Source organism: Deltaproteobacteria bacterium HGW-Deltaproteobacteria-4 (assembly GCA_002841765.1).
Classification (GTDB): domain Bacteria; phylum Desulfobacterota; class Desulfuromonadia; order Desulfuromonadales; family UBA2197; genus UBA2197.
On sequence record PHAV01000002.1, the window covers coordinates 117,616 to 138,925 of the forward strand.

The 21,310-nt window shown below is 51.4% G+C and carries 18 protein-coding genes and 1 tRNA gene; all 19 read left to right on the forward strand.

Features of this window, described 5'->3' with window-relative positions; translation table 11 throughout:
* Positions 1 to 2: 2 nt before the first annotated feature.
* The 19 genes from CVU69_01975 (at position 3) to CVU69_02065 (ending at position 21,159) form a co-directional block, all read left to right on the forward strand.
* Positions 3 to 2,705 carry a hypothetical protein gene (locus CVU69_01975; protein PKN13463.1) on the forward strand — a complete coding sequence of 901 codons (2,703 nt, stop codon included), beginning with the start codon at positions 3 to 5 and terminating at the stop codon, positions 2,703 to 2,705.
* A gap of 75 nt (positions 2,706 to 2,780) precedes the next feature.
* Positions 2,781 to 3,293: a shikimate kinase gene (locus CVU69_01980; GenBank protein PKN13464.1), complete on the forward strand. Its 513-nt coding sequence runs from the start codon at positions 2,781 to 2,783 to the stop codon at positions 3,291 to 3,293.
* Positions 3,294 to 4,391 carry a 3-dehydroquinate synthase gene (locus tag CVU69_01985; GenBank protein PKN13465.1) on the forward strand — a complete coding sequence of 366 codons (1,098 nt, stop codon included), beginning with the start codon at positions 3,294 to 3,296 and terminating at the stop codon, positions 4,389 to 4,391. It begins immediately after the preceding gene.
* A 10-nt stretch (positions 4,392 to 4,401) separates the two neighbouring features.
* Positions 4,402 to 5,277, forward strand: coding sequence for a hypothetical protein (locus tag CVU69_01990; protein ID PKN13466.1), 876 nt, complete (start codon positions 4,402 to 4,404; stop codon positions 5,275 to 5,277).
* Positions 5,267 to 5,626: a GTPase gene (locus CVU69_01995; protein ID PKN13467.1), complete on the forward strand. Its 360-nt coding sequence runs from the start codon at positions 5,267 to 5,269 to the stop codon at positions 5,624 to 5,626. The genes CVU69_01990 and CVU69_01995 overlap by 11 nt, the downstream gene beginning before the upstream one ends.
* Entirely contained in the window at positions 5,617 to 6,069 is a 453-nt protein-coding gene (aroQ, locus tag CVU69_02000; GenBank protein ID PKN13468.1) for a type II 3-dehydroquinate dehydratase, read from the forward strand. Before CVU69_01995 ends, aroQ begins: the two co-directional genes overlap by 10 nt.
* A gap of 26 nt (positions 6,070 to 6,095) precedes the next feature.
* Positions 6,096 to 7,169 carry an integrase gene (locus CVU69_02005; protein ID PKN13469.1) on the forward strand — a complete coding sequence of 358 codons (1,074 nt, stop codon included), beginning with the start codon at positions 6,096 to 6,098 and terminating at the stop codon, positions 7,167 to 7,169.
* A gap of 76 nt (positions 7,170 to 7,245) precedes the next feature.
* A complete protein-coding gene (gene accB, locus CVU69_02010; GenBank protein ID PKN13470.1) occupies positions 7,246 to 7,722 on the forward strand; it encodes an acetyl-CoA carboxylase biotin carboxyl carrier protein in 477 nt (158 codons plus the stop codon).
* A 28-nt stretch (positions 7,723 to 7,750) separates the two neighbouring features.
* On the forward strand, positions 7,751 to 9,088 hold the full coding sequence (gene accC / locus CVU69_02015; protein ID PKN13471.1) for an acetyl-CoA carboxylase biotin carboxylase subunit: 1,338 nt from the start codon (positions 7,751 to 7,753) through the stop codon (positions 9,086 to 9,088).
* A 150-nt stretch (positions 9,089 to 9,238) separates the two neighbouring features.
* Complete coding sequence (locus CVU69_02020) at positions 9,239 to 9,652, forward strand: hypothetical protein (protein ID PKN13472.1); 414 nt, start codon at positions 9,239 to 9,241, stop codon at positions 9,650 to 9,652.
* A gap of 30 nt (positions 9,653 to 9,682) precedes the next feature.
* On the forward strand, positions 9,683 to 11,179 hold the full coding sequence (locus CVU69_02025; GenBank protein PKN13473.1) for a hypothetical protein: 1,497 nt from the start codon (positions 9,683 to 9,685) through the stop codon (positions 11,177 to 11,179).
* Positions 11,179 to 12,000, forward strand: coding sequence for a futalosine synthase (locus CVU69_02030; protein PKN13474.1), 822 nt, complete (start codon positions 11,179 to 11,181; stop codon positions 11,998 to 12,000). Before CVU69_02025 ends, CVU69_02030 begins: the two co-directional genes overlap by 1 nt.
* Positions 12,001 to 12,085: 85 nt before the next feature.
* Positions 12,086 to 12,172, forward strand: a tRNA-Leu gene (locus CVU69_02035).
* Positions 12,173 to 12,386: 214 nt separating this feature from the next.
* Positions 12,387 to 12,584 (forward strand): hypothetical protein, encoded by a 198-nt coding sequence (locus CVU69_02040; GenBank protein ID PKN13475.1) that lies wholly within the window; start codon positions 12,387 to 12,389, stop codon positions 12,582 to 12,584.
* Positions 12,581 to 13,990 carry an MBL fold metallo-hydrolase gene (locus CVU69_02045; protein ID PKN13476.1) on the forward strand — a complete coding sequence of 470 codons (1,410 nt, stop codon included), beginning with the start codon at positions 12,581 to 12,583 and terminating at the stop codon, positions 13,988 to 13,990. The genes CVU69_02040 and CVU69_02045 overlap by 4 nt, the downstream gene beginning before the upstream one ends.
* Before the next feature lie 481 nt (positions 13,991 to 14,471).
* Positions 14,472 to 15,680, forward strand: coding sequence for a hypothetical protein (locus CVU69_02050; protein PKN13477.1), 1,209 nt, complete (start codon positions 14,472 to 14,474; stop codon positions 15,678 to 15,680).
* Between the two features lie 13 nt (positions 15,681 to 15,693).
* Entirely contained in the window at positions 15,694 to 16,509 is an 816-nt protein-coding gene (locus CVU69_02055) for a cytochrome C (protein ID PKN13478.1), read from the forward strand.
* 749 nt (positions 16,510 to 17,258) lie between these two features.
* A complete protein-coding gene (locus tag CVU69_02060; GenBank protein PKN13479.1) occupies positions 17,259 to 18,734 on the forward strand; it encodes a hypothetical protein in 1,476 nt (491 codons plus the stop codon).
* 154 nt (positions 18,735 to 18,888) lie between these two features.
* The gene (locus tag CVU69_02065; GenBank protein ID PKN13480.1) at positions 18,889 to 21,159 is read left to right on the forward strand and encodes a hypothetical protein; all 2,271 of its coding nucleotides are present in this window, start codon (positions 18,889 to 18,891) and stop codon (positions 21,157 to 21,159) included.
* Positions 21,160 to 21,310 lie beyond the last annotated feature (151 nt).

Consider the following 21,310-nt stretch of genomic DNA (forward strand, 5'->3'; position numbering starts at 1 on the left):
TAATGCGATGTGACCAGATAAAATCGAATAAACTCGCCTTGCGCACTATTGTTAGTGGAGGAGTTCTAGCTGTTATTTATCTTCTTGTCGGTATGGTAATGGCGACAACAGTCTTTGCTGCCGATTTTACTAACCGGATTATGGCTATTGAGAAGAAGGGCGGCAGCGGCATACAGATTATAGCGGAAAAAGAGATCGGGTCGCGCTACACCAGTTATCTTCTGTCGAAGCCGCCGCGGGTAGTCTTTGATTTCCAGGGCGCGGATATTTCCACGCTTCCAGTTATCTCTAAATTATCCGAACATCCTGTTAGTGAGATTCGGGTTTCCCTTTATGAGTCTGCATCTGTAAAATCCGGTCGAATCGAATTGATCTTGACGGATCGTGTTCCCTACAAGGTGCAAATAGACGGGAACATTTTAAACGTCGATTTTACTCCTGACGTTTCCGTTCCTGCTACTCCTCCAGTAGTTGCTCCGCCAGTTGCTACTGAACCTCCGGTTGAAGTGGTGAAACCGCCGGTGGACCCTGCAACTTTTTCTGCTCCTCTTGAAAAGCTAACTTCTCCTGCTTCCAGTATTTTGGAAGTAATCGGCCGCAAGAGCGAAATATTTTTGCGTGCGGATGGAGAACTTGATCGTTGCAAGTCCTTCGCGCTGAAGAATCCTTCCCGTTATGTTGTTGACTGTTTCGGAGTGATCGAAAAAATCGCGGCTAAGGATGTGCCTTTATCCGGACCGATCAAACTTATTCGCATTGGTAACTATCCTGATAAAGTCAGATTTGTCTTGGAAGGTGACGCAAAGGTTGTTGACAGGTTGGAATCGTTCCCGGTTATTGATGGTTTGTCGATACGTTTCGATGGGAAGGGGAAGATTCCATCGCAGGAAGTAACTTCTGATGAAGGGAAAGCCCTTGCAGCGGCAGTTCCTGTGCTGCAGACTAATCCTCCGGAAAAAATCGAGAAAGGGCCGTCGGCACCGCTCACGGTGGAAAAAGTTGATTTTAAAGTCGAGGATGGTAAGTCTTTGGTCATAGTTGTCCTCTCCGCACCGGGTGAGGTGATGCAACCGATTAAAGACAAGACCTTGCTTCGTTTCGGTATCAAGGGAGCAACGATTATTCCGTCATTACGCCGAACCATCGATGCTTCTGCTTTCCCGAGTGTGATCCGGCAAATTACGCCGTACATAGTGAGCAACCGGGGGAAGTCCGATGTCCGTTTCGCAGTTGAACTGAAAGGCGACACTCCTTACGAGTTGAAGAATGACGGAAAAGTTGTCACATTGATAGTTGACAATGGTTCCTTTGCAAAGGGATATGGACCGCTGGATGAGACAATTGAGCTTCCCCTCGCTGTCGCTGTTGAGGTACCGCAAAAAGCGACTGCAGCGCCTTACCGTGCTGGGAAAACCCGTCCTGAAGTAATCACGAATGAAACGCTTAAAGTGCCTGCGGATAAAAAATATACTGGTCAGATAGTCTCTCTCAACTTTGACAATATAGAAATTCGCAATGTTCTCCTGCTTATTGCTGAAGTCAGTGATATGAATATTATCGCCAATGATGACGTCAAAGGGGTTATTACCCTACGCCTCAATAACGTTCCTTGGGATCAAGCCCTTGATGTGATTCTGGAGTCAAAGGGACTGGGGATGGAGAAAGAAGGGAACATACTCCGCATTGCTCCTAAAGAAGTTATGTTAAAACGTAAGTTAGACAATGCGGAAACAGAGATGAAGCTCAGCGAAACAAGCGTTAAGGAGACTAGAGCGTTTTCCGTAAATTATGGACCGGTCGACGATATTGCCCAAAAAATAAAGGATCAAATCAAGGATAATGGTACCGTTTCAGCGGATGTGAGAACCCGGCAAATTTTCGTGACAACAACATCGGACAAACTCAAAGAGATTGAAGTGCAGATCATCAGGCGTCTAGACGTTCCCGACCAACAGGTGACTATAGAAGCACGGATTGTTGAAGCTAACTCTAATTTCACCCGAGATCTTGGTGTTTCCTGGGGAATTAGCCAGCAGGGAACGGCTAAGGGTCCCTGGGATCTTAGCGGAGCGATGATCACCGGTGGCGGCAGCTTTACAATTAATCCCGGAACGCAGGCGACGAATACTACCGGACCCGTATTTAATAACTCTGCGGGGATCGGTTCTATGTTCTCATTCGGTCGTATCGGAATTGATAGTACCATCCTCGACCTCCGTCTTTCCGCTCTGGAGGCATCAGGCTACGGGAAGATCGTTTCGACGCCGCGGATTACCACCTCGAATGGTGAGTCGGCTGAAATTAGTCAAGGGACACAAATCCCCTATCAGACTACAAGCGACAAGGGGACCGAGACCAAGTTCATTGATGCGACTCTGGCGCTAAAGGTTAAACCGGTCATTAACCCGGATAACTCGATGATTTTGGAAATCGAAGTCTCCAACGATTCAGTCGGTTCGACTGTAGCGGTTGGTGTCGGTTCGGCACCGTCGATCAATACCAAAAAGGCAAAAACCAAGGTGTTGGTGAAAAATGGCGAGACAACGGTTATAGGTGGAATTTTTATTGAGACCGAGACAGAAAGCGAAGTGGGAATTCCGCTGCTGCGCAGTATTCCGATCCTTGGCCACCTCTTTAAGTCGACACGAAAAGGCAAGGACAAGACAGAATTGATGATCTTTATTACTCCAAGGATTGTTGAATAGTCGTTCTCTACATTGAGATGAAAAGGGCAGGCTCTTTGGAGTGTCTGTCCTTTTCTTTATGGCACAAGGGATGTTATGTCTGAAAAAAATATCATTCTCGTTGGGTTTATGGGGGCGGGCAAAAGTACGGTGGCCGCGGAATTGGTTAGATGTTGCAATTGTCATTTGCTCGATCTCGATGTCGAGATTGAGCGCCGAAGTGGTCTAAAGATCCAAGAAATTTTCCGCCAGCATGGCGAAAATGTTTTCCGCGATTTGGAGAGTGCAGCTCTATCCGCATTGCGCGGCCAAAATGGGCTGGTCGTGGCTACGGGCGGGGGAGTTCTGGGTAGACCGGAGAACCGTGAATTGGTCCGATCTGTCGGGCGTGTTGTTTATCTTCGTACTGCCTTTGCCACCTTACAAAAACGACTTAAACTTTCCAGTGATCGGCCTTTGGTCAAGGAAGAACCGGACTGGAATGCGCTTGAAACTCTCCTCTTGAGCCGGATTCCTTTTTATGAAACTGCTGATTTGATTATCGACACCAACGATAAAAATCCAAATGAGATTGCCACTGAGATTTTGCAGAGGCTGGCGGAGGTATAGATGCTGGCAGAAACTTTACTTGTCGGCTTGCATGAGCGCAGTTATCCAATTCGTATCGGTGAAGGAATTCTTGAAGAGATAGGGGCAGAGTTGCTCGCCATCTCATTCCCGAAAAGAATCGCAGTAATCACCAACCCTCTGGTTGGACGGTTGTATAGCGATATTGTTCTGGATGCCCTGAAGGCGGCGGGATTTTCTCCATTACGAATCGATATCCCGGATGGTGAAGAATTCAAGACTCTTGATACTGTCAGCACGGTTTACGACGCGTTGATGGCTGCTGGTTTTGACCGGGGATGCGGCCTGCTGGCCCTTGGTGGTGGCGTCGTCGGTGATCTAGCCGGTTTTGTGGCTGCAACCTTTTTACGCGGCATCCCTTTTGTACAAATTCCGACGACCCTTCTTGCACAGGTTGATAGTTCTGTCGGGGGAAAGACTGGTGTTAACCATCCCCTTGGGAAAAATCTGATCGGAGCTTTTTATCAGCCTCGATTGGTTCTGATTGATGTAAAGATCCTCTCTACCTTATCCACCCGTGATTATCGCGCCGGTTTTGCTGAAGTTGTAAAGTATGGATTGATCCGGGATCAGTCTTTCTTCATCGAGTTACAGAAAAATGCTGAAAAACTGTGCAATCACGACCCTTCAGTATTGGTCATGGCAATAATGAGGTCTTGCCAAATCAAGGCGGATATTGTAGAACGTGACGAACGTGAGGATGGTTTACGTGCTATTCTCAATTACGGTCATACCTTTGGTCACGCTATTGAAAACCTCTCTGGTTATGGCGAATATCGTCATGGTGAGGCGGTTGCAATCGGCATGGTCGTTGCTGCAGAAATTTCCGAAGCTTTCGGCCTTTGTACTCACCAGGATGTCGAGGCGGTACGACAGTTGCTCCTTGCTTTTGACCTGCCGGTGGTCGCGCCACAATACTCTACAGATAAGTTGCTGGAAACTATCGGGCGCGATAAGAAAGTACACACCGGTATTTTGCGCATGATCCTTAATCGCGGGATAGGCGATTTTGAGATTCGGACAGTTGCTGACCCAGGCGCGCTCTTTTCTGGTATAACCTCCCCGGTTATTGCGGAATAAAGGTACTGACATGGCCCAACAAACTGTCGTCGTGGATATCACTTTACTCGGGAAAATGGCCGGCTATATCGAGATGCTGGTCAAGGACCCGTATTCGACGATCTTTGCCGCTTTAAGCGATATCTATCGTACTTTTAATCTGCTCGATGAGGCAGTGGCCGTGGCGCAAAGGGGGAGCGAAATGGTCCCCAGTTATGCCCCGGGCTTTGTTTCACTCGGGCGCGCTCTAGCCGAAAAAGGGGATCCCGTTGGTGCCAGTGCTGCCTACCGCAAAGCATTGATTCTCGATCCCGTCAATCTGGCAGCATTGACTGGTCTCGCCAGTTCCTGTCTCGGTTGCGGACAAAAGGAAGAAGCTCTCTCGCTCTTGAACCAGGCGCAGGAGATTGACTCTGATGACGAAGTTGTTAAACAACTCTTTGCGGTGGTAAAGAAACTAGTAGCAATTCCCGCTCCTGTGTCTTCCTTAAGTATGCACGATAACCTTGTTCCCCCTCCTGAGTCGCCTCTCGAATTGCCCCAGCCAGTTTTAGAAGAAAAAGTTGATCGTGCAACGGAGAGCGCTCCGCTGCCGTCCATTGCTACAGCAACGTTAGCCGACATCTATATAAAGCAGGGCTTCCCGGAAAGAGCAATTAAAGTCTTCAGTGATCTGTTGGAAGAAGATCCCGCCAATACGGAAATTCGGCAGCGACTTGATGAGTTATTACAGCAAATCAATCCTGCGGCCTTGGTAGAACCAAAAGCAGTCAAGATTCCACAGATTGAAGCTGAGCCAGCCATAAGGCCGATCGGACTTACGGCGTTGAAGGGGAAAGAGGCATTGATTTTCATGTATGATCGTTGGCTCGATGCTGTCAACAGGAGGAGAGCAGATGTTCACTGAGATACTTCGAAATCTGACCGGTGAAACTCCTGGCGCGATCGGTGCAGTCTTGATGGGCTATGACGGCATCGCCATCTCTTCTCATTTCCTTCCCGGGGATGATCTTGATGTGCAAATGATCGCTATTGAGTATGGGAATGTCTTGAAAGAAATTCGCAATGCCGCGGCGGTCCTGGCGATTGGCGAAATGGAAGAAGTGAATATCCAGACGCGGCGTTATCGCTTTGTTATTCGGGCCATCACGGAAGAATACTTTGTCGTATTAGCCCTGGATCGTGAGGGGAACTTCGGTAAAGGGCGTTATGTCCTGCGCCGGGATAATGAACGACTCCGTGAGGCATTGCAGTGACAACGACTTTTTCCTTTTTGGTGCTGCACGGCCCGAATCTCAATCTGCTGGGGTCACGTGAACCTGAGATTTATGGCAGTGAAACCCTTGCCGAGGTCGATGCGGCATTACAGCGTTTTGGTTCAGAAGTTGGACTGCATATCGAGACCTTTCAGTCAAACCACGAAGGTGCTCTCATTGACCGGATCCAGCAGGCCCAAAGTGCTGGTTTCTCGGCGCTGATCATCAATCCTGGTGGCTATACCCACACCAGTGTCGCCCTGCGCGATGCGATTGCAGCCGTTGCGCTGCCGACCATGGAAGTTCATCTGTCCAATATTCACGCTCGTGAAACTTTTCGTCATCATTCTTACATCGCACCAGTCGCCATTGGACAGATTTGCGGTCTGGGAACAATCGGTTATGAACTTGCAATGCGCGGACTTTTAGCTAAAATGAAATAATATTTTATTGTTTATGAAATGGTATTATGTTAGATAACAGAGCTTCAGCACTCAGAGCTTTGCTGCTTGAGCAGCATCTCGATGCCCTGCTTGTGACACGACCCGCCAATCTCCGTTATTTCAGCGGGTTTACTGGGACAGACGGTGCGTTGATTGTCACGCCGCAGGCAACGATCTTCCTTACCGATTCGCGTTACACTATTCAGGCAAGTGAAGAGGTTACAGTTGACCATCGACGTGAATATTCTGTACAAACCGAGGGAGTTATTGCAGCTCTTGAGGATTTTACTGTCAGAAAAGTTGGTTACGAAGCGGAACATCTGACTTGTGCTGCCTTTGAACGTTTGCGCACACGCAGTGGGCAGGAGATGACGTGGGTTGGTCTTGATCGACCGATGTTAGGGCTGCGGGGTATCAAGGACAGCATTGAGATTGTGGCGTTGGAGAGATCCGCGCATATGGCAGCGACGGCTTTTGAAGAAATTGTTCCGCTGCTCCGTCCCGGTATAACTGAACGCGAGATTGCTCTCGCCCTCGAGTTCGCCATGCGTCGACTTGGTGGCGATGAAAAGTCCTTTGATTTGATCGTCGCCTCCGGGGAACGCGGAGCACTGCCGCACGGAGCTGCGAGTGAACGCATTCTCCGTAGCGGAGAATTTGTCACTATCGACTTTGGTCTGCGTTTGCATGGCTACTGCTCGGATGAAACCGTGACGATCGCTCTTGGTGAAACCGATGCGGAATTAGAACACGTCTACGACACAGTTTATCAGGCACAACAGGACGCGATCGCGGCAATTCGACCGGGTGTTCTCCTCAAAGAGATCGACGCCCTTGCTCGCAAAACTATTGCTGCCGCCGGCTATGCCTCCTTTTTCGGGCATGGTCTGGGGCATGGAGTCGGTCTCGAAGTTCACGAGTATCCGACACTTTCGCCGCGGTCTGTCGATACGGCGCAAGTTGGTATGGTTTTTACCGTTGAACCGGGAATTTACCTCCCCGGCAAAGGCGGGGTGAGACTCGAAGATATGGTGGTTGTAACCAATGACGGCTGCCGGAAGTTAACCCGTATTCCCAAAAAACTGCGGCGCCTTGGCTGACAGTGACGCTTGGTTTCACTCATGAACGGATCGCTACAACGCTGATGATCCGTCATACTCAGGAGGATAAAGAACCATGGATATTAAAGATCTCAAGACATTGATCAAAATGGTCACCGAGACCGACATTACCGAATTTGAGATGGAGAGTGAGCAGGAAAAGATCATCATCAAGCGTGGTCATTCCGAAGTCGTAACTTACACGGCTGCACCGAACTATGCTGTTGCTCCCGTTCAGGCCACAGCTCCAATTGCCGCCCCTGCTCCTGCAGCAGTCGCACCAGTTGTGGCCGTTGCTGCAGCCACTGAGATAGGAGAAGTGATTACCTCGCCGATCATCGGTACTTTCTATTCCTCCCCGTCGCCGGAGTCTGATCCTTATGTCAAGGTCGGGTCGATCGTTGAGAAGGGCGAGACTCTCTGCATTGTTGAAGCGATGAAACTGATGAACGAGATCGAGGCGGAGTTTAAATGCAAGGTTGTCGAAATTCTTGGAGAGAACGCCAAACCGGTCGAATACGGTGCGCCCCTCTTCAGGGTTGAACGCCTTTAAGAATTTTGCTTTCGTGACGGAGAAGAGTATGTTTCATAAGATTCTCATCGCCAACCGGGGCGAAATTGCCGTACGAATCATTCGTGCCTGCAAAGAACTCGGTATCAAGACAGTCGCGGTCCATTCTGATGCCGACAGTGAGTCGCTGCACGTCAAGTTGGCCGACGAAAGCCTTTGTATCGGCCCGGCTCTCAGCAGCAAAAGTTATCTCAATATGAAGGCAATTATCAGCGCCGCCGAAGTGACAGATGCTGATGCGATCCATCCCGGGTACGGCTTTTTGTCCGAAAATGCCGAATTCGCTGAAATTTGTGGTAACTGCGGCATCACCTTCATCGGACCGACTCCTGAAGCAATGCGCCTGATGGGGGACAAGATCAGCGCTCGTCAGACTGTCACCCAATACGGTGTGCCGATCCTCCCTGGCACTAAAGACGGGGTGGCTACCGCAGAAGAAGCCGTCAAGATTGCCGGTAAGATCGGTTATCCGGTCATAATCAAGGCAACCGCCGGTGGTGGTGGCCGCGGCATGAAGATCGTCCATTCCCCGGCTTCGCTGCCGAATGCTTTTGCTGCCGCCCGCTCTGAAGCTCAGGCCGGTTTTGGCAATCCTGAAGTTTATATCGAAAAATATTGCGAACGCCCTCGTCACGTTGAAATCCAGATTATGGCAGATCAGCACGGCAATTGTATATATCTTGGCGAGCGAGACTGCTCGATTCAGCGCCGACATCAAAAACTTATCGAAGAGGCCCCCTGTCCAGTCCTTTCACCTGAACAACGCAAGAAGATGGGGGAATGCGCTGTCGCCGCGGCTAAGGCGGTCAATTATACCAGCGTCGGCACCATGGAATTCCTTCTCGATAAAAATGGTGACTTCTTCTTCATGGAGATGAATACGCGCGTGCAGGTCGAACATCCCGTCACCGAGATGGTCACCGGCGTTGACATCATCAAAGAACAGATTCGTTCCGCCGCCGGTATCCCCTTGCGTTACACCCAGGACGATATCAAGATTCAGGGACATTCGATCGAATGCCGGATCAATGCCGAGCACCCCTTTAAATTTACTCCTTCCCCTGGAAAAATCGACGGTTATCATCCGCCGGGAGGTCTTGGTGTGCGTGTTGACAGCTTCGTCTACGACCAGTACACAGTCTTGCCGCACTACGATTCGATGATCGCCAAACTTATTGTCCATGCCGATACCCGGGAAGAGGCGATCCGCCGCATGTCCAGGGCCCTCGATGAATATATTATCGGCGGTATCAAGACCAGTATAGCTTTCCACGCCAAGGTCATGAATAGTAAAGAGTTCCTCGAAGGGGATGTCGATACCGGCTTTATCGACCGCATGGTTATTTAGAGACTGACGGCAGAAAGGCCGGGCTTACGGCCCGGCCTTTCTGCTAAAACAAGCAAAAAAAGCAAATAGAGCTTTTGCGCTTTGCCACTTTACAAACGTCATGTAATATTTAAAAGTATGTTCGCTATTGTCTTGAAAGGAAATCTTCTTATGCACCCCTTTAAATCTCTCCTCCTCTTGCTGATTTCTGCAATTTTCCTTACCGGTATGGGAAACCTAGGCGGAGCTCCGGTGGGGACAGTACCCAAGGTTGAAGAAGAGATCAAAGCTAAAGTGACGGATCAGAGCGGGATTGTTACCACATTACAGCAGTTCTCGCTGGATGGGCAGACCGTTATCGAAGGGGAGCGCGGCAATGCAAGCGTCACAATTCAACTCCGCGACATCGATAGTCTGACGCTTCGAACCGCTGATGAGAAAGATAAAATTATCGCTACTATCAAGCTCAAGGATGGCTTGGAAGTTCAGCTGCATCTACGGAAACGGTTGATCTTCAACGGCTCTACCGGCTACGGTGCCTTTGTTATCCGTGCAGTCGATGTCAACAGCATTGACATACTTTAAGTACGAGTCACCTGACAAGGACGCTTTTTTGTGAAACGATTTTCGTCGCTCTTGATCCTCATTATATTATGGCTCTGTGTCGCCAGTGACGCTGCCGTAGCGGACCCTCTCACTCAAAAAGAGGCTATCCGGATAGCTCTGGAGCGAAATCTTGCTGTCCAGAGTGAATTGATGAAATATCAGGCAAGCGAGGCGGCGATTACTGAAGCACAGGGACTTTACGACCCCCGTTTGCAACTCCTCCTTGATGCTGTCACTAGTCGTGATGCGCAAAACAGTACTCCCGCCACCACCAGTGAGAACTTCGCATCCCGCTTCAATTTTTCTCTCCTGCAAAAATTGTCGAGCGGTGCAGAAGTAGTAGCGGGGATAAATCAGCGCCGTGACGACAATCTGCAAACGACATCCGCTTTCGATCCGAGCTGGCGTAATGAGTTTTACCTCTCCTTGACCCAGCCGCTGCTCAAGGGCTTTGGACGGATGGCGACGGAAGAACCGATTCTCCTTGCTGCTAAGGGACGCGATTCCACTATTGCGACACTGACGGAAGAGGTGACTCTCCTCGTTGCCGACCTTCGTACTCTCTTTGCGGACTTGCGGCGTGCTCACGCCATCCTGGCTTCCCGCCGTGCTTCTGTTGCCCTTGCCGAAGAGATCCTCGCCGAGAATAAGGCCAAAGTAGATGCCGGCCTACTCCCCCCTCTTGATCTCCTTGAGGCCGAAGTGGCATTGAAGAACCGGCAGCGCGAACTTCTTGACGCCGAGCAGTCAGCCGAGGAACTTCTCGATCGCCTCGCAGAACAGCTGAATCTTTCTGCCCCCCCTGAAATTATTCTTGCCGGTTTCTCCCCGAACAAACTCGCTCCCGCCGAGGAAGCTGATCTGGCCTATGCCCTGCTACATCGCCCGGAACTGCTTCGTGCGCAAGCACAGGGAGAAAGCCGCCGCCTTGAAGCGACGATTGCCGAAGAGCGCCAACGTCCGGCTCTCGATCTGCTTGCCAGTTACGGGCAGAAGGGGCTTGCTGACGACTACGGACAGAGTTTGGAACAATCACTACAGGATGATCTGCAGAACTGGTCCGTCGGTTTGGTTTTTAACTATCCTCTGGGTAACCGTCAGGCAGTTGGCGAAGCAACCCGTAAAAAGTATCTGGCGACAAGCGCACAACGAGATGTCGAGCGTCTGCGTGAGGTCGTCCGGCGTGAATTACGCACGGCCCAGCGTCAGATACTCCTCGGTGAACTGCGTTTGCAAGTTGCCAGTGATGGTGTGCGTTTCGCTGCTGAAAAGTTGCGAAATCTCCTCAAGCGGCGGGAGGTCGGGCTGACGACGACGCGCGCGGTCTTTGAGGGGGAGACCGATCTCGCTCGGGCACAAACCGATATGGCCGATGCTGAGGCCCTCTACGATAATGCGATCACCAGCTATCTGCGGGCTAGCGGACGTCTTCTCGATTATGAAGGAATCCGTTTCACTCATGATCCGTTTTTGCCGCCTTCTTTTGTTAGCGGAGCAAACCACTGATGTCGCTGCGCATAGGCCATATTGCCTACGCTAACTGTGTCCCCTTCTTTTACTATCTGCGTCAATGCGGTTTTTCCGGCGAAATCCGTTCCGGAGTTCCATCGGAGCTTAATGGACTTCTCTCCGTCGGTGAGATTGATCTTGCACCCTCCTCTTCATTCGAATATGGGCGTAATTCTGGCGGTTACTTTCTTCTTCCTGGGCATTCGATCAGTTCCTGCGGCCCGGTGCAGAGCGTCCTCCTCTTCTCTCCGCTCTCCCTCGAAGCACTCGGTAGTACGTCCATCGATCTGACCAGTGAATCCGCCACGTCGATCAATCTTCTCAAACTCCTCCTTGCCGAATTTCTTGGGAAAGATCCCTGCTGTTGTCGTCCGGCCGCACAACCGGCAGAAGAGATTGCCGCCCAAGGGGGAAGTGTCTTGATAATTGGCGACCGCGCGCTGTGCACCGCTCAGCAGCTACGTGGAAAGACCAACATTTACGACCTTGGCGAACTCTGGTGGCGCTTTACCGGCCTTCCTTTTGTCTTTGCCCTGTGGATCGTCCGCGCCGCTATTGTTGCAGAAGAGGCGCCTGCTCTGCGTATCTTACAGCAACAATTGGCGCAGTCCCGGAAAATGGCCTTTGCCGATCTTTCCCTTTTGGCAGCAAAGACTCCTGAAAGGCAATGGATGGGAGAAGCCGCACTGATCGATTACTGGCGCGCCATGTCCTACGATCTCTCTCCGCAGCATCGGACGGGATTACAACTCTATTTTTCCCTCTGCGTCCGGCATGGCCTTCTCATAGAAGAACCGCTCCTTCGTTTCTTCGAATGATAGATGCCACTAGGCAGATTTTTTGTAGCAATTGGAAAGCTTTTGATTGACAGAAGCAGCAGAAACGAAAATAATGACTTCCCTCGCCCGGGTGGTGGAATAGGTAGACACAAGGGACTTAAAATCCCTCGATCGTAAGGTCATACCGGTTCGATTCCGGTCCCGGGCACCACTAATGAAATTAAGGACTTGGCAGATAATGCTGGGTCCTTTTTTTATTGTTTCTCTTATCGGTATCATAAATGGACCACAAAAGTATTGAATGAAAAAATTGAGACCGGAGAATTTTCGGGGCTCTTTTTATTGTGCTACACTACAATTGAGTGTTTAGAAGTTGAGCTTTTAGAAGGTCTGGGTCAATTCACATCATAGCGAAAGGAACTAACATGTTCATAGCCAGAGACAAGAATAACGACCTGTACCTGTTCGCTGAATTACCCAAGAGAGGCAACGAATGCTGGTGGGCTGAAGCGGGCTTGGACGGTACCTATCTTAAGTTGAATAAATCTCTCTATCCAGAAATTACATGGGATTCTGAACCGCTACCGGTCCGACTGGAGTTGCTGAACGGGAGTTTGAAATGAGAATTACCTTCATTGGTGCCGTGCGTACTGTGACCGGTTCGCAACATCTGCTCGAAATTAACGGCAAAACTATCATGCTTGATTGTGGCCTGTTTCAGGGCAAGCGCAAGGAAGCCTTCGAGAAAAACCGTAGCGAGTTTTGCCAAGGAGACAGCGTCGACTGCCTGATTCTTTCTCATGCTCACATCGATCACTCGGGCAGGGTTCCCTGCCTCGTCAGGAACGGTTTTAACGGCGATATTTTTTGTACGTCGGCAACCAGGGACCTGTGTGCCGTGATGCTCATGGACAGCGCCTTTATCCAGGAAAAGGACGTGGAATTCGTCAATCGTCGTCGCCAGCAGCAGGGGCAAAGTCTCTTTGAGCCCCTCTACACTAAGGCCGATGTGACCAGGTCCATGGATCAATTCGTCGGGCTAAGCTACAACCGGCCCCACCAGCTCTTCCCCGGCATCTCTCTTACTCTGGTGGATGCCGGTCACATGCTGGGCAGTGCCCATGTCATTCTTGAGTTCGAGGAACAGGGCTCCGGGCAGAAGCGCCGCCTCGTCTTCAGTGGGGATGTCGGGAGGCCTGATATCCCCATCATCCGTGACCCTGTACCGATTAGCGATGGTGCCGATATTTTGATCATGGAGAGCACGTATGGGAATCGGTTGCACCCTGACTACCTTGAGTCGGAAAAGGAGCTGGAGCGCATTGTCAATGAAACCGTGAGTCGTGGCGGAGCACTATTGGTCCCGGCCTTTGCCGTCGGCCGCACACAGCAGCTTGTCTACGCACTCCACAAGCTGCACAGCAAGGGGGCCATTCCCGACCTGCCTATATTTGTCGATAGCCCTCTGGCCACCCGCACCACCGAAGTTTTCCGCCTCCATCCGGAAGTCTTTGATGCAGACGTTCGCGAGTTTCTCCTCACTGACGGCGACAAAAACCCTTTTGGTTTTGGTCGCCTGCAGTACACTCAGTCGGTGGAGCAATCAAAGGCACTCAACAGTTTGAAAACCCCGGCGGTTATCATCAGTTCCGGGGGCATGCTGGAGGGCGGCAGAATTCTCCATCATTTACGGAACCGCATCGAAGATTCGCGCAACACCATTCTCTTGACAAGCTGGCAGGCGCCCAACACCCTCGGTCGCCGCCTCGTCGAAAAAGAAAAGACCGTGCGCATTTTTGGGGAGGAGTTCCAAGTGCGGGCCAAGGTGGAGGTCCTGCCCGGTTTCTCCGGCCATGCCGACCGGAACGGGCTCATTAATTTTGTGCGTGCCATGAAAAAGAAACCGCAACACACCTTTATTGTTCATGGAGAAGACGATTCCTCCGAGAGTCTGGCCAATGCCCTGCGCAATGAACTGGGTCTCGAACACGTGGCCATTCCGGATTCCATGCAAACTTTCGAGGTTTGATAGTTTGTAACTATTTAAAATTACAAGTAATACTTAAAACTGCTTGGCAGAACGATTTTGCTGGATACTCCTTCAATTCTCGTTTCGGGCACCACAGTAAAATTAGGGACTTGGCTTTTTAAGCTAAGTCCTTTTTTTGTGTACGTCCGTTAGGGCGCATAGGTCGCAAGTGCCAATGATTTAAGAGGGATATTTGCAAAATATAATTTTATCGACCAGTTGCTTCAAAATAATAAGCTGTTAGAATTTGATTATTAAGTGAAATTTTATTCCGCTTAGGTAGAATGACTCAGTAGAAAATGCTAACTAATTTATAATGTTGTGTATTTCTTTGTCGAGTTAGCCCGTGTTCTTCTTTCTGGTGGCTGAATGAGACAGGATTTATCGGGTATTTGAGGGAGTTTTTTGGTGAGAATGGATGGTCATAAGCACAAAACGCTTTGTGACCGAAAGGAGATTTACGCATGACAAAGGAGGCGACATGAAAAGATGGCAATCCCTGTTGGCGGGTTTTGCCGTGTGTCTGCTTGGCATCAGTCTAGCCGAGAGCGCTCAGGCGTTGTCGATTTCGGGACGATCAAGTTCCGAAATCGAATGGTTTGACAATGCTGATGGAGACACGGCAGTTCCCGCCTACGAGTACCTGCTGCTCAATGTCAAGGATATCGATGGCGCCGGCCTTAACTTCCGTGGTTACGGTCGCATCGCCGATGATCTGGCCAATGAGGTCAATGTTGACAGTCGGCTCTACTACGCTTATCTGGAAAAGCGTGAACTGCTACCTAACTTCGATATCAAGCTTGGTCGCCAGTTTATCTCTACGGCGGGCGGGGCTTCGTTAATGGACGGGCTCTATCTGAAAGCCCGGGATCTGGGACCCTTCAGCTTGACCGTCTTTGGCGGCGGCGATGTTTCCTACTACGCCGGCTACAACGCCAAGGATTTGATCGATGGTGTCGAACTCTCCGGGAAGTTCGATGCTCTTCAGCTAGGGATCTCCTACATTCAGCGCTGGGAAGAGAGCGAACTCGCCAACGAATTGATCGGCTTCAATGCCGATTATGAGTACCGAAAAATGTTCAGCCTCTTCGGTGAGGGCCAGTTCAACTACCTCTCGAATAGCATCTCCTATTTCAATGGCGGCTTTGTTTACCACCGTGACCCAAACTGGTCGCTGCGCGGCGAATACCTCTATTCGCTCCCGGTCTTCTCCTCAACATCGATCTATTCGGTCTTTGCCGTGGATGAATATCAGGAGGTCGCAACCGAACTCAGCTTCCGCCACGGTCAGGGCGTCCGGTCATTTGTCAAATACACCCGGGAAATTTATCAGGACTTTGATGACGCCAATGTCCTTGAAGGCGGGGTCGAGAAGATCCGCACCGATCGTTTGTCCTACTACCTTGCCGGCGTGCTGCGCGAAGGGAACGATGGGCAGGATCTGCGAGGAATTCGGGCGCATGGTTCCTGGCTCTTCAATCGTTATTTCCGGGCCGGTATCGGCGCTGATCTTGATGTGCTTGAACGGCGCATTGAAGAGACCGATGAAACAAGCAGCTCGCGGGTGTGGGTCGATGCGACCGCCACAATCAGTAAAAAAATCAACGTCGAGGCCAAAGTCGAACGGGCGGAAAGCGACCTGTGGGACGAGTATTACCGGGGTCGCGTTCGTCTGAACATTCTCTTCTGAAAGGAGTGCCGATATGATTCGTATACTGCAACTGTTCACCGTCGGCCTGCTCCTCGGGGCATCGACACTGTGGGCCACCGATTTTAACCACGCCGGCCATCAACTCATGGCTGGAGATCTCTCCTGTGTCGCCTGTCATGCGGAGGATAATCGTGATATTCGCCCCGATAACAAGGTTTGTCTTGAGTGCCACGATGAGGCCTTTGTCGATAATCTCAAATTGCCAGGATTAGTCACCCACGACGTAACCTGGGCGCTGACTCACCGTGGCGCAGCACTCGCCAAGACCTATGATTGCTCTGCCTGTCACGAGCAGGATTATTGTCTCGACTGCCACAAAGCCGGGCGGGCCGATGAAATGGGCAAGCTCGGTAACACCATGACCAACGTTCACCGCTCCGAGTTTACCGTCACCCACCCGATCGCGGCGCGCACCAACCCGCAACTCTGTAACAAATGCCATGAGAGCAAGTTCTGTGTTGAGTGTCACGATGATTTCAATCCTGCCGATTTGGCCCTTGACTCCCATCGCAAAGGCTTTACCAACGGCACCCTCGGTGGGCAACATGCTTTTTACAGCGATCAACAATGCCAGGGCTGTCACACTAACTCAGTGCTGCCGAGCCACCAATGGTCGAATAGTCATGCCCGCGAAGCGCGAAAAAACCTGGCCACCTGTCAAGCTTGCCATCCTGATGGTGATGTCTGTCTTAAATGCCACAGTGCCAAGAGCGGTTTGATGGCCAACCCTCATCCTCGTGACTGGGATGATGTTAAAAATCGTCTTAAGCGGGCCAGTGACGCTAAAACTTGTCGTAAATGCCACTAAACGCTCTGAATAAGGAGGAAAAAATGCGCAAAAATAAGTATCTAGCAATTGTCGTTGTTTCGCTCTTCTTGTCGACTCTTTGGGGTTGCGGAAGCAACTTGGATTCGGGCGGCGATCAAACCGGACCGGACAGTACTTTGGCAGATGCCCAGCCGTTAGGAATAAATAATTGCCTGACCTGTCATCAGGCTGAGACTGGCGTTGCAAAAACCTGGTTGGCTGGCGTTCATGGCAACCCGGCGGTCAGTGAACCAAACAACGGATTGGTAGACCCCGCATGCCTGACCTGCCATGACCAGTTGGGCGACGGACAAAAACTTTCCACAGCAACGAACGGAATTGTGGCCAACCGACCGGTAGTAAGCTGCGAATCGTGCCACGGTGGAGGGCAGTATCACAACGGGATTGCTGCAGGTATCCCTTTTGCCTCCCCCGATTCCAACCGCTGCGGGCAGTGCCACAACGCCACCTTCCCGCACGGGTCTTCCCCTGAAGGAAAAGGAATCGTCGAAGCATTTCAGGCATCGCCGCATTCTCGATCTCTCAATGCAAGTGTGTTTGTAGCGGGAACTACCAATGTGCGTGCCCGTTGCTCTAAGTGCCATAGCGACGAAGGGGCGAAGCAGTATCTGAACGTTGATGGCGACTACGCGTACCTCAGCGCCAACTTGCCGAATACCTTGGCGCCAGTAAGCGATGCAAACAACATTGACTGCCGCACCTGTCACTCTCCACACCAGGAAGATCAATTGCTTGAGGCGGAGTCGACAGGCCGCAGTTCAGAGTTCAACACTTGCACCAACTGTCATCAACTGTTGCAAGCGAGCAGTAGTGCAAAGATCATTGCTTATCATGATCCGGCAGCCAATCAGTACGGTGCTGTGAATGAGATCATTACCGACACCCATTTTGCTACTCCCGGAAATTTCGTCAACGGTACTAATAACGCCGATATTTCCGGGTATGCTTTCGATTTCTCCAGCAATCGCGCTTGTCGCGACTGTCACAACCCGCATAACGCCGACAACACCATCAATAAGCAGTGGGCCGCCTCCGGACACGCAGATACAACGGCGGCCGGTGCATGGGCTCATTACAACTGGACCGAAGTTCCCGGCGCCGTTCGTAACGACTTCACCGTCGTCAGCGCATTTGGTGACCGTCGCCCCTGCCAGCGTTGTCATACCACTACCGGTGTCATTGCCTATTTGACCGCCAATACCGATGCCGATCCCGCTGAATATGCGGCGCCACTGGCGTACAACTCCAATTTCAAGCCGGAGATGCTCAAGTGCAACGGTTGCCATACCGATAGCGTCGGTACCCTGCGTACCACAGGCCGAATTACTGCTCCCTATACCAATGCACCTGACCAATACCCCGCTGCTGCCGGGTCTAATCTCTGTTTGGCTTGTCACACCGGAGTTGAGAGTGGCGAATCAATCAAAAATTCCAGCGCTAATTTCGCCGCCACCGGTTTCATAAACTCGCATTACCTTACCGCTGGAGGCACGGTTTTCGGGAAGTCTGGCTACACCTTTGGAGATCGTAATTATGCGATCCCCGCTGGCGACCGCCACGACAAAATCGGCATGGGCATTGCCACCGGTGACGCCAATTTTGATGCCGTGCGCGGCAACTACACCGAGGGGCCCTGCGTCACTTGTCACTTCGACAACAATGATGGCTCGCACACACTCAGTCCCTTGACTGAGTACTCCCCCGGCGATGTCTCTCTGAATCCGGTTTGTGTCGTTTGTCACTCTTCCCGCGGCGCCGGTACCAATGCCGAGACCACATGGCTTGGCACGGATGAGATTGCAGCGACCCTGCAGGGGTCGACCCACAAGGCACGTTATCAGGCGGCTCTTGAGGCGCTGAAAGTGCAATTGGCCAACAATGGCTACGCATTCACCACTGGCTACCCCTATTTCGCCAATACGAACTGGACCGTGGGTATCTCTAGCGACGGCAAAGCCAATATGGGCGCCGCCTTCAATTACAATCTGCTGATTCATGATCCAGGTGGTGTGGCCCATAACCGTCGCTACACTCGGCGGCTGATTTACGATGCTATCGACCATCTGGATGACGGCATACTTAACTATTCGGTCTTTTCCACCCTCAATGCCCTCGATGTTTCCGCTGTTTATAAGTCCAGTGCCATCGCTTACCTGATTAATAATGGGGCGGTCAATGGAGGGACTGCGGCCGAGCGTTTTTGACAATTGGTTCAGTATTAGTAACGACTGCAAGATTAAGTCAGTTAACCCTTTAAAATGACGGAAAGTACAGGAACGTAGTGGCCGCTAATGGGGGTTGGGTAGACCATGGCAGCCACCTTTTTAGATCCCTTAACAGGGAAAGGAGAATAAGGACATGAAAACTGATTTGTGGAAAAATGGGAACGGGAAGAAATTCTTACTAGTTGCGTTATTGGCTCTGGCGGTTACCTTGGCTGGCTGCGAGGGCGATGACGGCTCTCAAGGGCCTCAAGGCCCTGCCGGACCTCCGGGGGGGGCAGTTGTTGATGCGTCAACCACTTCTGCCGCCACTCTGGCAGAGATTGATGTGCAGTCCGAAATTACCAGTGTGACCATTGCCAGTCCTCCCGTTGTTAACTTTACCTTGAAAGACAGCAACGGAATCGGCATTACCGGGTTGGCCGCTCTAAAAGAAAATGATGCCCGCTTTATCCGTTTTACTTTAGTTAAACTGGTCCCTGCCGCAGCTAACAGTGGCAACACAAGTTCTTGGGTTAGTTATATCCGGGATAGCGATGGTCTGCCTACTTACGACAACGCCGGTACTCTGGTCGATCATGGCGACGGCAGCTATACCTACACCTTTGCCACTGATGTGGCAAAGGTTGCAGGCGTTACCTATCAGCCGACCTTGACCCATCGCCTCGGTGGACAGATTGGTAGCAGTTCTGTGGCCCTGGAAGCGCAAAACTTTGCCTATGATTTTGTCCCGGCCGGGGGCGCCGTGACCGCCATGCGTAACATCGCGACCATGAGTTCCTGTAACGAATGCCATGGTAATCTGGTCTTTCATGGCCGCCGCTTTGAAGTTGAATACTGTGTGACCTGCCACAACCCTGACCTAGTTGTGGGTCCTGATTCTTTTGATATGTCGACAATGGTCCACAAAATCCACTCGGCAAACTCGACCTATGTCGACGGCGATTTTGCTGAAGTGACCTACCCCCAGGAGAAAAACTGTCTCAAGTGCCATAACGGGGCGGACAGTGCGACACCGCAGGGGAATAACTGGCAGACCAAGCCGATCATGGCCGCCTGCGGTGGTTGCCACACGGTCGACTTCGCTACCCATCAGGGCGGACAGACCGATAACAGCGCCTGTGCCGGCTGTCATTCTCCCACTGCGATTGAAGGCTATCACCTGTCGGACAATGCTACCGAAAACAATCCGAATGTTCCGGCTGGAGCGGCCAACCTCACTTATGAAATCAAAGAAGTCACCGTCAACGGCAGTAATCAGCCGGTCATTACCTTCCGCATCTTGAGCAGTGTCGACGGTTCCACTCCCACCCCAGTGGTCTTTGACGGCGCCGGATCGACGGCCAGCTCTGTGCCTGCGGGCGCCTTGCTGAGCGGCTACTCCGGCAGCCCGAGTTTCCTGATCGCTTATGCCCTTCCACAGGGTGATATCACTGCTCCGGCCGAGTACAACAACCGCGGGAGAGCTGCAGCCCAGCCTGCCTCTGTCGGGATAGCTTATCTTAGGGCGGCAGGTAACACCAGGGGGACCATTAGCGGCCCGATTGCTGACGGCTACTACGTTGCAACCATCACTGATCCTGTTTATCAATTCCCTGTCGGTGCTACCTTGCGGGGGATTGGACTGCAGGGCTATTTTACCCAGGTAGCCGGGACGAATGGCATTGCAGCCAACACCGCCCGCCATACTATTTCGGCCGTCAAGGCGGTCACCAATGATACGCCCCGTCGTGAAGTCGTCGACAGTGCCAAGTGCGGAAATTGCCACGAGTGGTTTGAAGGACATGGCGGTAATCGTGTTTACAATATGCAGATCTGCGTTATGTGCCACGTGCCGAATTTGAGCACCAGTGGTCGTGGAGCTGCTCTTGCTAATGTCACCGATCCGATTCTTCTCGCCCTTGGAGATCCGATGAATTTCCCAGAAGATACCAACAACTTCAAGGATATGATTCACGGTATCCACGCTTCGGGAATGCGCACGTTTGATTACACTTTCGTCCGTGACCGTGGGACCAGCGGGGTCTACTACTACGACTGGGCGGAAGTGACCTTCCCCGGCATCCTCAATAACTGCTCGACTTGTCACAAAGACGGGACTTACAGTCTGCCAGTCAATGTTAACGCTCTGCCAACTACGATGGTAACTGCGCCAACCGATGGTAGCGACGTGGATGCTATCGCCACGGTGGCTGAAGGTCGTGCCAGCTTGCCGAACAACGCCGACACGGTGATTTCGCCGAATGCCGCCGGCTGTGTCTACTGCCATGACAGCGATCTGGCCAAGGGACATATGGAGCAGAACGGTGCCTACTACGGGCCGCGTGTCGGTTATGACGCCAATGAAACCTGCGCTCTTTGTCACGGCGCAGGGCGTTCCGCTGATGTCGAAACCGTACACAAGTAAACAATGCAATAATTAGCTTGACATTTTGGGCGGTCCCTTCGGGGGCCGCCTTTTTTTTTAGGGCGTCAAGATGTTTAGCTCAGCATTGTTTTGTAGTTAACATCGATTTTGTCATTTGTTTCTGCACTGTGTGGTCGGTCGATTGGCTGGC

Coding starts and splice junctions, on each gene's coding strand:
- CVU69_01975 (PKN13463.1), top strand. CDS start 3: ATGCGATGTGACCAGATAAAATCGAATAAACTCGCCTTGCGCACTATT.
- CVU69_01980 (PKN13464.1), top strand. CDS start 2,781: ATGTCTGAAAAAAATATCATTCTCGTTGGGTTTATGGGGGCGGGCAAA.
- CVU69_01985 (PKN13465.1), top strand. CDS start 3,294: ATGCTGGCAGAAACTTTACTTGTCGGCTTGCATGAGCGCAGTTATCCA.
- CVU69_01990 (PKN13466.1), top strand. CDS start 4,402: ATGGCCCAACAAACTGTCGTCGTGGATATCACTTTACTCGGGAAAATG.
- CVU69_01995 (PKN13467.1), top strand. CDS start 5,267: ATGTTCACTGAGATACTTCGAAATCTGACCGGTGAAACTCCTGGCGCG.
- CVU69_02005 (PKN13469.1), top strand. CDS start 6,096: ATGTTAGATAACAGAGCTTCAGCACTCAGAGCTTTGCTGCTTGAGCAG.
- accB (PKN13470.1), top strand. CDS start 7,246: ATGGATATTAAAGATCTCAAGACATTGATCAAAATGGTCACCGAGACC.
- accC (PKN13471.1), top strand. CDS start 7,751: ATGTTTCATAAGATTCTCATCGCCAACCGGGGCGAAATTGCCGTACGA.
- CVU69_02020 (PKN13472.1), top strand. CDS start 9,239: ATGCACCCCTTTAAATCTCTCCTCCTCTTGCTGATTTCTGCAATTTTC.
- CVU69_02030 (PKN13474.1), top strand. CDS start 11,179: ATGTCGCTGCGCATAGGCCATATTGCCTACGCTAACTGTGTCCCCTTC.
- CVU69_02040 (PKN13475.1), top strand. CDS start 12,387: ATGTTCATAGCCAGAGACAAGAATAACGACCTGTACCTGTTCGCTGAA.
- CVU69_02045 (PKN13476.1), top strand. CDS start 12,581: ATGAGAATTACCTTCATTGGTGCCGTGCGTACTGTGACCGGTTCGCAA.
- CVU69_02050 (PKN13477.1), top strand. CDS start 14,472: ATGAAAAGATGGCAATCCCTGTTGGCGGGTTTTGCCGTGTGTCTGCTT.
- CVU69_02055 (PKN13478.1), top strand. CDS start 15,694: ATGATTCGTATACTGCAACTGTTCACCGTCGGCCTGCTCCTCGGGGCA.
- CVU69_02065 (PKN13480.1), top strand. CDS start 18,889: ATGAAAACTGATTTGTGGAAAAATGGGAACGGGAAGAAATTCTTACTA.